The 13,915-nt window shown below is 39.5% G+C and carries 12 protein-coding genes; 1 reads left to right on the top strand and 11 read right to left on the bottom strand.

Translation table 11 applies throughout. The features are described from left to right. Positions 1 to 15: 15 nt before the first annotated feature. Both CFK37_RS08250 and nikB read right to left on the bottom strand, forming a co-directional pair. Complete coding sequence (locus CFK37_RS08250; protein ID WP_425445374.1) at positions 16 to 879, bottom strand: ABC transporter permease; 864 nt, start codon at positions 877 to 879, stop codon at positions 16 to 18. Between the two features lie 52 nt (positions 880 to 931). Continuing rightward, the gene (nikB, locus tag CFK37_RS08245; RefSeq protein ID WP_089061414.1) at positions 932 to 1,873 is read right to left on the bottom strand and encodes a nickel ABC transporter permease; all 942 of its coding nucleotides are present in this window, start codon (positions 1,871 to 1,873) and stop codon (positions 932 to 934) included. A gap of 255 nt (positions 1,874 to 2,128) precedes the next feature. Here nikB and CFK37_RS08240 point away from each other — a divergent pair, with 255 nt between their 5' ends. Next, positions 2,129 to 2,578, top strand: coding sequence for an Lrp/AsnC family transcriptional regulator (locus CFK37_RS08240; RefSeq protein ID WP_089061413.1), 450 nt, complete (start codon positions 2,129 to 2,131; stop codon positions 2,576 to 2,578). A 421-nt stretch (positions 2,579 to 2,999) separates the two neighbouring features. On the opposite strand, the gene lhgO is transcribed toward CFK37_RS08240, so the two are convergent. The 9 genes from lhgO to CFK37_RS08195 form a co-directional block, all read right to left on the bottom strand. Continuing rightward, positions 3,000 to 4,196, bottom strand: a complete 1,197-nt coding sequence (gene lhgO, locus CFK37_RS08235) for an L-2-hydroxyglutarate oxidase (protein ID WP_089063576.1) — start codon at positions 4,194 to 4,196, stop codon at positions 3,000 to 3,002. Between the two features lie 21 nt (positions 4,197 to 4,217). After that, positions 4,218 to 5,507: an Nramp family divalent metal transporter gene (locus tag CFK37_RS08230; RefSeq protein ID WP_245837330.1), complete on the bottom strand. Its 1,290-nt coding sequence runs from the start codon at positions 5,505 to 5,507 to the stop codon at positions 4,218 to 4,220. Between the two features lie 55 nt (positions 5,508 to 5,562). After that, positions 5,563 to 6,261, bottom strand: a complete 699-nt coding sequence (locus tag CFK37_RS08225) for a FadR/GntR family transcriptional regulator (protein ID WP_089061412.1) — start codon at positions 6,259 to 6,261, stop codon at positions 5,563 to 5,565. Between the two features lie 223 nt (positions 6,262 to 6,484). Then, the gene (locus CFK37_RS08220; protein ID WP_089061411.1) at positions 6,485 to 6,955 is read right to left on the bottom strand and encodes an acyl-CoA thioesterase; all 471 of its coding nucleotides are present in this window, start codon (positions 6,953 to 6,955) and stop codon (positions 6,485 to 6,487) included. An 85-nt stretch (positions 6,956 to 7,040) separates the two neighbouring features. Beyond that, positions 7,041 to 8,780, bottom strand: a complete 1,740-nt coding sequence (locus tag CFK37_RS08215; protein ID WP_089061410.1) for a class I adenylate-forming enzyme family protein — start codon at positions 8,778 to 8,780, stop codon at positions 7,041 to 7,043. Positions 8,781 to 8,836: 56 nt separating this feature from the next. Beyond that, positions 8,837 to 10,066, bottom strand: a complete 1,230-nt coding sequence (fabF, locus tag CFK37_RS08210) for a beta-ketoacyl-ACP synthase II (RefSeq protein WP_089061409.1) — start codon at positions 10,064 to 10,066, stop codon at positions 8,837 to 8,839. A 244-nt stretch (positions 10,067 to 10,310) separates the two neighbouring features. After that, entirely contained in the window at positions 10,311 to 11,684 is a 1,374-nt protein-coding gene (locus tag CFK37_RS08205) for an outer membrane protein assembly factor BamB family protein (protein ID WP_089061408.1), read from the bottom strand. A 70-nt stretch (positions 11,685 to 11,754) separates the two neighbouring features. Next, positions 11,755 to 13,068 carry a teichoic acids export ABC transporter ATP-binding subunit TagH gene (gene tagH / locus CFK37_RS20620; protein WP_089061407.1) on the bottom strand — a complete coding sequence of 438 codons (1,314 nt, stop codon included), beginning with the start codon at positions 13,066 to 13,068 and terminating at the stop codon, positions 11,755 to 11,757. A 14-nt stretch (positions 13,069 to 13,082) separates the two neighbouring features. Next, positions 13,083 to 13,910 (bottom strand): ABC transporter permease, encoded by an 828-nt coding sequence (locus CFK37_RS08195; protein WP_089061406.1) that lies wholly within the window; start codon positions 13,908 to 13,910, stop codon positions 13,083 to 13,085. Positions 13,911 to 13,915 lie beyond the last annotated feature (5 nt).

The raw sequence follows: 13,915 nt of genomic DNA, 5'->3' as shown, positions 1-13,915 counted from the left end.
ACCCTCCAATAGTTTTTATAAATCTAGTTCCATATTTGGATCTAACGCATCTCTCAATCCATCACCAACAACATTAAAGGCAAAAATAGTCAGCATAATAGCTATTCCTGGAATGATTGACATCAGGGGCGCACTCCACATAAAGTCTTGCCCCGCTGCTATCATCGCTCCCCACTCCGGCGTTGGAGGCTGAGCACCTAAACCAAGGAAACTTAAAGCTGATGTGGACAAGATCGCTGTACCCATTCTCATGGTTGCAAATACAATAATGGGTGCTGTGCAATTAGGTAATATATGTTTAAGAATGATTCGTGCATCACTGGCACCCAAAGACTTCATAGCCATAATGTATTCTTGTTTTTTAACCGATAAAACACTTCCTCTTACGATTCTTGCACAGCCTGGAATGGACCAAATACTAATTGCAATCACTACATTCACTAGACTCGTTCCTAACATTGCAATAATTAACATAGCTAGTAGAATACCAGGAAACGCAAATAACAAATCTACAATTCGCATAATAATCCCATCGATTTTTTGATAATAGCCACCAAGCAGACCGAGTGTAAGGCCTCCAATTAATCCTAATATTACCGACGACAAACCTACAATAAGTGATATTCTCGCGCCATACACTAACCGCGACCACATATCTCTTCCATAGTTATCTGTTCCAAGAAAGTGTCCCTGTGCCCCAATTCCAAGTTCTGTTGCAGTTAAGTTCTGCTCATATGGGCCATAGCTAACAAGGAATGGAGCAAAAATAGCTAATAAAATAAGTATCGTAATGATGACAATCCCGAAGACCGCTAGTTTATTCTTGAGAACACGCTTAAGGGTTTGGGCAAAATAGCTTTCTTTTCGCTTGGATTTTATCCTTTTATCATCTAAAGCTTCATCAAATGACACAACCTTTACCTCCTTTCAGCTAGTTATACGTTATTCTCGGATCAATAATTGCATAAATGATATCGACTATTAAATTTACAATGACGAAGATAGCCGCTACCAATAAAACAGTCCCCTGTACTACAGGAAAGTCCCTTGACGCAATCGCATCAATCATCAATCTGCCAATACCATTAATAGCAAAAACCTGCTCCGTAATAATTGTGCCACCTAATAATGCTCCAAAATTAATTCCAATAACTGTAACAACAGGTATCATTGCATTTCGTAAAGCATGAACCCATATTACGGACTTCCGCTTCACACCTTTAGCCTTTGCTGTCCGAATATAATCAGATTTAATTACTTCCAGCATTGACGATCTGCTCATTCGAGCAATCAGTGCTGCTGAGGCTGTTCCCAATGTAATCGCTGGTAATATCAACTCTTTTATACCCTCAATCGTATATATAGGGGCATTCAATCCACCTACTGGGAGCCACTGAAGTTGTACGCCAAACACTAGTATTAACATTGTTCCTAACCAAAAGTTTGGTATGGATACCCCAGCTAAAGAGAAAGTAGTGCTTGAAATGTCAATCCAGGAATTTTGTTTTATTGCTGCGATAATACCTGCAACAATCCCAATAATTATGGCAACAACCATGCTTGCAATGGAAAGCTTAATTGTATTTGGAAAGCGGGTAAGAATAGCTTCTGTTACCGATTGACCAGTCTGGAAAGAATAACCAAAGTCACCTTGTAAAATTCCACCGAGATAATCAACATATTGAATCAAAACAGGTCTATCCAAACCCATACTTTCCCGAATTGCCTCGAGATCTGAAGAACTGGCTGTTGGCCCGCCAATAATAGTTGCCGGATCACCCGGTGCAACATGCATACTCATAAAAACTAAGAAAGAAATGCCTAATAGCAGTAAAATCAATTGAAAAATCCTTCTAATAATTAATCCAATCACCGTATCCCTCCTCTGCGTTGTTATTTTCTAACTATTTAATAAGTTATTAATATAATACAAAGTTAGAAAATTAAAGTCAATAGATTTTCGTACAAAAGTAAGTTAAAATTGATATATAACTTTCATTTTTACTAAAAATTGATTTCATTGTATTCTTTTTGTATATAATTTACCATTTTTAACTTTTGTTAGTATTCCAGTTTTCTGATACTATAAAAAGGAACGATACACTATTATTTTTTAGGAGCAAATGCGATGGACTATGATAGCATTGATCAAGAACTTTTAGAGATATTAGTCGAGGATGGAAGAATTTCATATGTAAAGCTGGCAGAGAAGGTTGGGTTGTCCCGAGTCGCCGTTAAAGACAGAATACAAAACCTGATCGATAAGGGAATAATTGAGAACTTTACAGTTGTGATCAACTCGGAGAAAATCGGTAAGAATGTTTCTGCCTTTTTCGAAGTGGATGTTGAACCAAAACAATTGCAGGAAGTAGCGCAAAATCTCGCTGACAATCCAAGTGTCGCGAGCATTTACCAGATGACTGGGCCAAGTACACTGCACATGCATGTTCTGGTGGAAGATTTTAAAATGCTGGAAATCTTTATTAATAATGAATTGTATTCGGTGCAAGGGATCACAAGAGTAGAAAGTTCCGTTTTGTTGAAACGGTTTAAGAGTCGGACGGGTTATAAGCTTTAGCTTATCAGAAGGGGCTAATCCGATTTGGATTAGCCCCTTCATTTTTAGATTTATGTTTTTTTAGGTTTCCCGGTTTAGCCTCGTGGTCTGGCACGTAGTTGGCTGATAAATCCAAGGATCGGCCGATATACTTTAGTTTGGCCGTTATATCCTGAATTTGGCTGATATATTGACAATTCGGCCGTTTTATCTTGGATTTGGCCGATATATTAACAATTCGGCCGTTATATCTTGGAGTTGGCCGATATATTCTTAATTTGGCGGTTATATCTTGAATTTGGCTGATATATTTCTGATTTGGCGGTTATATCTTGAATTTGGCTGATATATTCATATTTTGGCCGATATATCCCCGGTTTGGCCGATATATTTTCCAGAGACTACGCTTATCTTCACACCACCGATCCCACCATAATCCCCTCTACACCCGGACACTTTTCTCCAAATAATCCACAATATTTTTCCCAATTTCAATAGAGGCTGTTGCTGCCGGTGAAGGGGCATTGCAAACATGGACAGCCCGTTTGTCTTGGATAATGGCGAAATCATCCAGCAGATTCCCTTCATGATCAAGCGCCTGGGCACGAACCCCTGCGTCTGCTGGCTGGATATCGTCTTCTTCAATATCTGGGAAAAATCGCTGGACATCTTTTATGAACGCCTTTTTACTATAGGACCGGAACATTTCTTTTAATCCTTCTGATAGATTGCCAGTTGCCAATTTCAGAAACCCTGGATAGGTTGCCGCTTCCATGAAGTCTTTTAAATGGAAATCCGTTTTTTTATACCCTTCCCGCTTAAAGCTAAAGACGGAATTGGGTCCGATTAAAATCCTGCCGTCCGTCATTCTCGTAAAGTGAACACCTAAGAACGGAAAGTCCGGATTAGGGACAGGGTAAACTAGATGCTTTACCAAGTGTTGCTTGGCTGGCTTCAATTCATAATATTCCCCGCGAAATGGAATAATTTTTAAATCCGTTTTGATATTAGCCATTTGCGTAATCCGGTCACTGAACAAGCCTGCACAGTTAATCAGATAATGGCTAGAGTAGGTGCCCTTATTCGTTTTTAATTCGACACCTTCCTCTCCCGGAATAATATCCTGAACTTCTGTATCCAAGGCAATTTCCCCACCGCTTTGCTTAATGATAGCCGCAAATTTTTTCGCGACCTCTTTGTAATTTACGATACCGGTGCTTGGGACACGAATCGCGGCAATCCCTTTGACATTTGGTTCAATATCACCTAGCTCCTCAACTGAAATTTTTTCGACATTCAGTTGATTTTGCAAACCTCTTTGATACAGATCCTCAAGTAGCGGGAGCTCCTCTTCTTCCGTTGCTACGATTACTTTCCCGCATATATCGTAATCAATCCCATGTTCCTTACAAAAATCCGCCATTTGTTGATTACCTTTTCGGGCCAATTCTGCTTTTAAACTGCCAGGTTTGTAATAAATACCGGAGTGGATTACTCCGCTGTTTCTTCCAGTTTGGTGAAGCGCGAGTTCAGATTCCTTTTCAATTACTAAAATAGATGCATCTGGATAGCGTTTACTGACCTCCATTCCAACAGAAAGTCCAATAATTCCGCCACCGATAATTGCATAATCATAAATCATCTGGTCTTCCTCCCTCAATTAAAACAAATCAATAAGTTCAATTATTCCTAAATACACAAACAGAATAACGCAAGCTGTTAAAACAATATTTGAAAGCCAGCCGTTTCTAAAACCTTTTCCCACTCGTGAAGAATTATTTAGCCAAAGCAGTGTAAAAGCCAAAAATGGCATGAACAAGGCTCCAAGCGCACCATAAATAATAACGATGAATACCGGTTTCCCAAAGAATAATAGAAGCATCGGCGGGAACGTCAGCCATAGCAGATATGCCCGGTATGCAGGGTCCTTTTCAGAAACTGGTTTATCCGGACGATTTTCCTTTTTACGCATCATGCGAACAAAGTCAGCAAACAGATATGGTACACCATTCCAAACACCAAGTAATGAGGAAAACGCCGCAGACCATGCACCGATCAGGAACATCCAGCGCGCAACTGAACCAAACTCTTCACTAAATAAATTAGAAAGTGTTACTAAGCCTTCTTCACCATTAATTTCAATTCCAGTTCCATACAGGAATTCTGCTCCAACAATGAGTAGGGACAAGGTGAAGATTGCCGTAATGATGTATCCGACAGCGGAGTCCATCTTCATCATTGGAATCCATGATCTGCCTTCCCACTTCTTTTCCCTAATCCAATATCCGTAAGAAGCCATGGTAATTGTTCCACCAACACCACCAAGCAATCCTAGAACAAGCAGCATGGAACTATCACCAGTACGTGGAACAAAGCCACTTATTACATTTCCGATATCCGGCGCTAGGATTACAGCCGACCCTACAACAGTCACGAACATAATCCCGATCATGACCGTCATAACCTTCTCAAACAATTTGTAACGACCAGTCAGGACTAATGCCATGCCTGCCAATCCGTGAATAATTGCCCAAGCCCATAATGGCATGATGGGAAACATGGTCACCATCATAATGGCACTGGTTGACATAGCTGCGGCGCCATAACTAAATCCCCACAAAACGGAATAAACACCAAAATACCCTGTTGCCCATTTGCCAAGCGAAGTAAAGCCCTCAAGGATCGTCTTCCCTGTAGCCAGCTGCCAGCGCCCCATTCCCTCCGTAAAAAAGTATTTAAAAATGGAACCGACCAGGATAGCCCATGCCAGTGTCGTACCAAACGCTGCCCCCGCAACTAAAGCGGCAATCAAGTCTCCCGTTCCAACACCTGTTGCAGCAGTTACAAACCCAGGCCCTATCGTTTTTAGTTTCCCTTTAAAGGTCTTTGGTGCTGTGGGTGTACTTCTGGGAGTTGATATCTCCCTTTCAATAATTGGATCCGTATTCACATTAACAACCTCCCTGTAAGCGCTTTAAATAAATTTAAGAAATAAATGCAAGTTATTACAAATACCGCTGTTTTACTTTCTGCAAATGATTACACATTGCCTCTTTTGCTAATTCAGGATTGCCATCCCGGATAGCGTGATAAATCATCCTGTGCTCTTCCAAAATCAGTTGGCTCTTATTCGGTGCCGCCAAAGTGTTAGCCCGACTCTTACTCAAACCCTCTAGGACTTGATCGGAAAGCATATACATTACCTTCTCAATAATTGAATTTCTGGCTGCCTTTGCAATCGACATGTGAAATGCGAAATCCTCTTCCGCAGCAACTTTTTCATTTATGACTGCTTTTTCCAAATCACCGAACGCTTGGTACACTGCTTCTACATCTTCCCTGCTTCCACGCATTGCCGCATAGTACGCCGCATCCCCTTCAATTGCTTGTCTTAATTCCATCAATTCCACAATATCAACCGCTACCCCGCGGATTGCCGCATTGATTTTCGTGATGGTATCTTCTGTACTATTTTTAAGTAAAAAAACGCCACTTCCCTGCTTAATCTCAACAACACCAGCCGATTCCAAAACGCTGAAAGCTTCCTTGACAGATGAACGCGAAACAGAAAAACTTTCTGCTAAGGTTCTTTCGGAAGGCAGCTTTTCACCATGAAGTATCTCTCCCCTTTCAATTGCCTGTTTTATTTGTTCCACAATATCCTGATACACCCGCTTCTTCCTGACAACAGGCGATAAATTCATACCGCTCATCCCTTCCTCAGCATTAAGTGGTAAAGTGGCTGGTCCAATTTTGTTGATTGTACCATAAAAGTTGGATTAGTTGAAGGAATTTTTTGATATTTCATATTAAATAAACTGTTTATTAATCTAAACAAAACAAAAAGATCCCCGTAAATGCAGATTATAACAACATTTACGAGGATCTTAACTTATTAAAACGAATCTTATTGCTCGTCCAAGGAACCTAATTTTTACCTTGATTTTGAAGAATCGCATAAACCTCTTGGGCAACTCTATTGATCCGGGCTGGTTTCCATTCCGGGTTTACCCACATATGCATGGTCGAACCTTTAGCAAGTAGTTCTCCCACAGGTTCAACGACTTCTTGTTCCCCGTCCTGTTTAAATTCCTCTTCGCCAATTCTTCTCGCTTCATATTCAAACTCTAAACGCACTGGGGAATAGCTGGCTATTTTCGTAAAGATAGCGATACAGTCGTCATACCGGGCCGGTTTTTTATACGTAACGTTTACATCTAATACCGGAAGAAGCAGACCTGACGCTTCCATCTTGCTATAAGCCATACCATAATGGCGCATCCACTCGGTACGGCCAACTTCGAACCATGTTACATAATTACCATGATGCACAATTCCCATTTGGTCTGTATCTTTATATTGGACACGCATCTTTTCCTGATGCCAGGACTCCGTCATTATAATTCCTCCTCGAAAATTCAGCATTTCGCCAAATCTTAATTGCACTCACGCTACTACGCTTTCTTATTTGTTCAAAAGGTAATCAGTCATTTTTCCAGGACAGCTTTTCTTCCGCTATTTCAGCTAAACGGAATTTCTGCACCTTTCCTGTACTCGTCATTGGCCACTCGGAAGAGTCAACAAACCAAATATAACGCGGAATTTTAAAGCGGGCGAGACGAGTTGAACACCAATCAATAATATCCTTTCGTTTACAGGATTCACCCTGTTTAAGTTCAACGAAACCAGCGCCTATTTCCGTTGTTAAGGCATTTGGCACACCAATAACGCTTATCTGATTGACCGCTGGATGCTGCGAGATTACAATTTCCACCTCACGGGGAGACACCAGTTCTCCGGACACCTTGTACATCTCTTTACTTCTGCCAAGAACCTGGATATACCCGTTTTCATCAATTTTTCCAACGTCCCCTGTACGCAGCCATCCATCTTTATCAATGGTTTTTGCAGTTTCTTCCAGCTTTTTATAATAGCCATGCGTAACCGTAGCACCCCTGACAGCAAGTTCGCCAACAGAACCTGCAGGCAAATTCACCCCAGTATCCCGATCGATTGTTTTATACTGAACTGCACTGTCGTTAAATTCCGGAATACCACTGACCCCATTAAGTTTCGGGCGACCAACCCGTGAGGAAATGCGTTCCAGTGAATCACCAATTTCCGTTGTGACCCCTGATGATGCTAACTCAGTTTGTCCGTAGCCAGTAATTATTTCCGTTAAACCAAGCACGTCCACTGCCTTTTTCCATACAGAGACTGGAGCTGGTGCCGCACCACACCACATGGCAAAAAGATTAGATAAATCAAATTCAGCAACACGCGGATGATTCAATAACGGAACCAATGTAGAAGGTACACAAAGATAATCATTAGCTTTGTATTTCTCCATTAATTGTAAGGAAAGGAGTGGAGATGCTCCAAGTGCTGATATGAACGATCCACCAACAAAGGACATCGCAAAAATCGCCTCAATAATGGCAAAGCAGTGATAAAATGGCAGTGGCGCAAACGTAACCCGTCCATCCTCAATCGCTCTGCTTAAACACGTACCATAACCACAGCGAAGCAGCATATTATCCGTCAGCATGACACCTTTAGGGCTTCCAGTAGAACCGGATGTGTACATAATGATCGCAACTTCATCCGGATAGCAGGATTCACCCCACCTTTGTTCAAATTCCTCATCGGAAACCGAATCTGCCCCCTTCATAAACTCATCCACCGGCAGAAAACGGTCATCCACTAATTCATTTCTGTCACTTTCCAAACAAATAACCTGCTCTAATTTACTATTTTTTTGAAATTCGGCTTCATCCATTAATTCCGAAATTACTTCACCATGGTGTTTATCCTTTATCGTTTGCTGCAAAATTAGAAACTGTGTGTCTGACTGAGAAACGATATAACTCAGTTCATCTTTCGTAAGCATGGCATTAATCGGAATAAATACTGCCCCAACTAAGGAGGAGGCAATCATCAATGATGGATAATCGGAATCATTATTCATTAAAACTGCCATATGGTCTCTTCGTTTCATCCCAAGTTTTATGAATGCTTTCGCATATTGAATTGCCCTTTCCCAGACCTCGCCATATGTAATTTCTTTATTATTAATGTAAATATATGGTCTATCTTTATATTGCCTATATGCTTTTAAAAAGTGACTGGCAATTGTATCTCGCGGCCATTCCGGAAAGCGGTCTTCCAAAGCTTTTCGTCTTTCTGATACACTCAGAGTCGTTTGATTCTTTGTTGCAGACATTATTTTCCCCCTTGATTACTATATTAAATAGTCAAAAATGATTTATCACACTCAAATCAGCATTTTTTGAAGGCAATCACAGCATTATGCCCACCGAAGCCAAACCCATTGGAAAGGGCAATATTCATGTCACCTTCCACTGCCTTATTCCCTACATAATCCAAATCACATTCCGAATCGGGATTTTCCAAGTTAATCGTTGGCGGGAAAACATTTTCTGCCATACTTTTTAAGGTAATAATGGCTTCGACAGCACCTGCTGCTCCAAACATGTGACCTGTCATGGATTTGGTGGAACTGACTTTAAGGCGGTATCCATACTCGCCGAAAGTATCTTTAATCGCTTTTGATTCAGAAATGTCGCCCGCTGGAGTGCTTGTCCCATGGGGGTTGATATAATCTACGTCTTCCGGTTGAATTTCCGCACGATCGATTGCCAGCTTCATTGCTTTCGCTGCTCCCTGGTAATCCGGTGCAGTAATATGATACGCATCCGTTGTGCTTCCGTAACCGATGATTTCACCCAGTATAGGGGCACCACGTTTTTTCGCATGTTCATATTCTTCCAGAAATAACACACCTGCTCCCTCGGACATAACAAACCCATCCCGATCAAGATCAAACGGACGTGACGCTGTTTCAGGAGTATCATTTCTCGTTGACATTGCACGCATTTTCGCAAAGCCAGCAAAATAAAGCGGTGTAATGGGCGCCTCTGCTCCGCCGGCTAAAATAGCGTCAGAGTAGCCATGGGCAATATTTAAATAGGCTTCTCCAATCGCATGATTGCTCGTTGCACACGCAGAAACCGCCGCAAAACTTGGCCCACGAAAGCCTGTTTTAATCGCAATTAATCCTGAAACCATATTATTTATCGACATTGGAATTAAGAACGGGGACACCCGCTTCGCTCCCTTTTCCAACATTATTTGGTGATTTTCTAATAGCGTATGCAGACCCCCAGCCCCGGAGCCGATATAAACCCCAACACGATCCTTATCCACCGCATCCAAATCAATCTTTGACTGTTCCAGCGCTTGCATTGCAGCAGCATACCCATATTGCGTGAACAAATCATACTTTTTCATTTCCTTCGATGCAAGGTACTTTTCACCAGGAAAATCTTCAATAGAACCTGCAATTTTCGTATTGATGTCCTTATATTCCTCGGATTCCAGCCGCTTAATGCCGGATTTTCCCTTCTTTATGCTATCCCAAAGGGTTTCCACATCATTTCCCAATGGTGAACAAGCACCCGTTCCGGTTACAACAACCCTTCGTTTCAAGCTTATTCTTCCTTTCGCTATGATTTATTTTTATATTTGTTTAAGTATTCAATCTTACTGTATATCTTTTATTTTATCATAAGGGGGTTTTCGATGTTATTTTGGCAATTTGGTTTTTTAGGGTAGTGGGAGATTCATTGGGGTTTGTTAAGATTGAGGAAAGAGTTAAAAAATTATTTGATACAAATCTAAGGACCAATCCTAAATAGAATTGGTCTTTAGATTTGTTTGTATTCATTTCTAGTTATCTTTTCCTACTTCTTTTTCTAAGCATTAAAGCTATTAAAACGATTAATATTACTGCCAGTATACCAATGATTATGTAACTTGTTCCATTACCACTGTCATCCTTACTGGCATTTTGTGTATTCTTTTCCGAGCTGGTTTGCGTAAAATCTGTCAGTGGAAAAGCATAGACGTTAGAATCCTGACTGCCAATAAACATGGTGTCATTTATGATTATTGGGCCAGAAGGAGAAAGTTTACCGTTTAATTTCTTTTTCCCGGTTAGTTCCCCTGTCTCCGCATCTAGTGCAATAACGTAACCCTTAGTATTTGCAAAATATACAACTCCGTCTTGGGCTACTGGCGGTGCTTTCATCACTTCATTTTCGAATTGCCATAACTTTTCACCAGTCTTTAAATCATATGCGTAGAATGTTTTAGTTATTGGGCTACCTACGAAAACTTTGTCTTCATAGATCATGGGGGCTCCAGATTTATTGTTCTTTACCATTTCCCCTACCCCTAGGCTTTCTTTCCAAAGAATTTCTCCAGATTCAACATCCATTGCATACATAAAATGTTCAGGGTTTTCACCGTCATCAGCTTTTTCTAAGGCAGTAGTGACAATTATACCGTTTGCAATAGCCGGGGGAACGTCATCGAGTCCCGAAAATACATCTGGAAATTCCGTTTGCCATTTAATTTCATCTGTCTGTAAATTATATGCTGAAAACGTATATGGGAGAGGTCCACTTCCACCAAAATATATTGTATCTTCATATATATTCGGCGCAGACATGCTTACAGTTGAACCAATATCCTCCTTATGTAGGAGTTCACCGTTTTCAGGGTTTAGCTTATATAAATGCCGATCCCCTGTAACTATATAGACAGAACCATCATAATAGGCTGGCGTTGGCATGACCTCACCTTCAGTGTTGAATTTCCAAAGGACTTCTCCGTCTTCAGCATCTAATGCCATAACCCCGCTTTCTTCTGTCCCTCGAATTCCGTTTTCCTGGAAATAGCGGTTACCAAACCCTACAAATACTTTTCCATCATGGTAAATCATTTCCGAGTGAACCCAATTCGGCGCTTGGCTGTGCCATAATTCTTCACCGGTTCGAACATCAAACGCAAATAAGTCACCGGTATTATGATTACCCACAAATAACTTATTTCCAACTACTACTGGCGTGGCTCGTATTTGATCCTTAGTTTGATATGTTTGTGAATTTAATGGTTCCGAATCATTATTAAATACTGCATTTTTGTCACTTTTTAAACGGTATTGATTCCATTCATCCGGACCAAAACTTTCAGCAGAAGTTAATATTGGAAATATAACTATTAGAGCCATTGTACAAAGACACGTTATAACCTTTTTCTTCACCAAATCCCTCCATTTTTTAATTGTGCTTATTTATAGCCTTATTGAAATAATTCAAGTTACATCAAAAGTGCTATTGGTGCGCTTTTAAAAAATTATGATGAATCCACATTTCTTTACCATTTAATGTCCCAAAATACCATAAGTTATTTCCAACCTTATCTGTTTTAATAACTGCAAATTTACGATTTTCAAATGGCCGTAAATCAGAATCAACATAGTTTTTTTTACCACCCCAAGGGCAATTAAACCCTGATCCAGTTCCTATTAAATAAAAGGTTTTTTTGTCCTCGTCTATTGCAACATGGTTAAGGCTAGAAACATCTGATGCTTTCATCCAGCCTATAACGCCTTTTTCTGCACTTGGGTAGGCGCTTAATAAGAAAAATAATTCCCCACTGTATTTCATTTCCCTTTTAACATAATAAGCACAATGCTTATATTCTTCCGACGATGCTGTATTCATTGGATTAAAAGGATCAGAGTAAATATATGACTGGCCCCCATTGATATGAACTATCATGCTAATTGGCCGTATTTGCCGGCTAGAATCAACGTCAAGTTCTGTTTCCCCTTCACTATTCATTAAAGTATCCATAGAAGTTCGATCATGTTGTATTGAATACTTCCTATAATCCCCTCGTTCCCGCTTGGACATTTTTTGCCATCGTTTTAAAAATGTTTCATATTTTGGTATTACTTCCTCTACCAATCCAAATTCTTTAACCATTCCGTATTCCAACCATAAAATCTTTTGGCAGAATTGTTTCATCTGTCCAATTGAATGACTAACAAAAATCATCGTCTTTCCTTTTTCCTTAAACTCTTTCATTTTGCTTAAGCTTTTTTCTGCAAATGCTTTATCACCAACCGAAAGAGCTTCATCAATAATTAATATATCGGGATCAATGTTTACCGAAATTGCAAAACCAAGCCTTGATTTCATACCACTTGAATATGATTTTACAGGCTGATCAATAAACTCACCTAGTTCTGAGAACTCAATTATTTCCGGCTCTAATTCTTTTATCTCATCACTATTTAAACCCAACATTAAACATTTAAGTTCAATATTATCCCGTCCAGTCAATTCACCTTTAAGGCCAGAAGCCACAGCAATTAATGAAACTTGTCCATTTGTTTCAACATTTCCTGAACTTTCTGGAACAATACCTGCGATAATATTGGAAAGTGTTGATTTACCGGATCCATTAATACCAACAAAACCAATAACATCCCCTTTTTCGGCTTCAAAACTTACACCTCTTAAGGCATAAAAGTCCTTGCCATAATTATTGGGTGTTATTAAGTCTAATAATCTTTCCTTGGTTCCATTATATAATTTATATTTTTTCTTAATATTACTAACAACTATCGATTTTTCCATATCATCACAAGCCTTTATAAGTAATCAATAAAGTGTCTTCTAAATTTCACATGTAATGTCGACCCAAAATAAAATAATACTAATACCACTGCCCAAAAGTATAACGTATATTCCCAATGTGTGATTACATGCCATTCTGTTCCAAATAAGGCAGCCCTATAACCCTCAATCAAGTAATATAGTGGATTAAGCTTCAAAACCACGGTTATCCAGTGTGGGAAGTCCTGTAAAATAGTGATTGGCCACAAAACACCTGATAAATATAACCCCATCCTCAACGTTGAATTTAAAAACATATGCACATCCCTTATAATGGTAGAAAGTGTAGATGTTATTAACGATATAGAAAATATTAAACAAAATGTAGCAAATAAAAAATAAACTAGTTGAAAATAATATATATTCACATAATAGCCTGTTAATTGAAAAATAATTACGGCTATCATAAGCATAAACAGATGTATATAGAACTTTGAAAATATAACAAAATTGGGTATGATACTCATTGGAAAATTCATTTTCGATAGCATTCGTAACCGAGTATAAATAGACTTAGATCCTTGTATCGTTGCCTGATAAAAAAAGATCCACAATATAAATCCCGCAAGTAGCCAATTTATAAACGGCACTTCCATTCCAGGTACTATTTCAATTGGATTTCTGTCTCTAAGAGCTCCAAATACAAACCAATAAATGAGTATTTGAACGGATGGGTTTATAACCTCCCAGGCCATTCCAAGATAATTATTTTTGTTTTGATTTTTAATTTCATAAGCAGAAAGTCTTTTTATAAGATAAAAATGATTTAACTGCTCTTTGATTACCGTTATAGCAGCTTTCATAAAAG

This window comes from Virgibacillus phasianinus (genome assembly GCF_002216775.1).
Classification (GTDB): Bacteria; Bacillota; Bacilli; order Bacillales; family Amphibacillaceae; genus Virgibacillus_F; species Virgibacillus_F phasianinus.
This window is presented reverse-complemented; position numbering and strand designations above follow the sequence as displayed.

What these genes read in the sequence shown, in the direction of transcription:
- CFK37_RS08240 (WP_089061413.1), top strand. Translation starts at nt 2,129, where the DNA reads ATGGACTATGATAGCATTGATCAAGAACTTTTAGAGATATTAGTCGAG.
- CFK37_RS08225 (WP_089061412.1), bottom strand. Translation starts at nt 6,261, where the DNA reads ATGAATTTATCGCCTGTTGTCAGGAAGAAGCGGGTGTATCAGGATATT.
- CFK37_RS08220 (WP_089061411.1), bottom strand. Translation starts at nt 6,955, where the DNA reads ATGACGGAGTCCTGGCATCAGGAAAAGATGCGTGTCCAATATAAAGAT.
- CFK37_RS08215 (WP_089061410.1), bottom strand. Translation starts at nt 8,780, where the DNA reads ATGTCTGCAACAAAGAATCAAACGACTCTGAGTGTATCAGAAAGACGA.
- tagH (WP_089061407.1), bottom strand. Translation starts at nt 13,068, where the DNA reads ATGGAAAAATCGATAGTTGTTAGTAATATTAAGAAAAAATATAAATTA.
- CFK37_RS08195 (WP_089061406.1), bottom strand. Translation starts at nt 13,910, where the DNA reads ATGAAAGCTGCTATAACGGTAATCAAAGAGCAGTTAAATCATTTTTAT.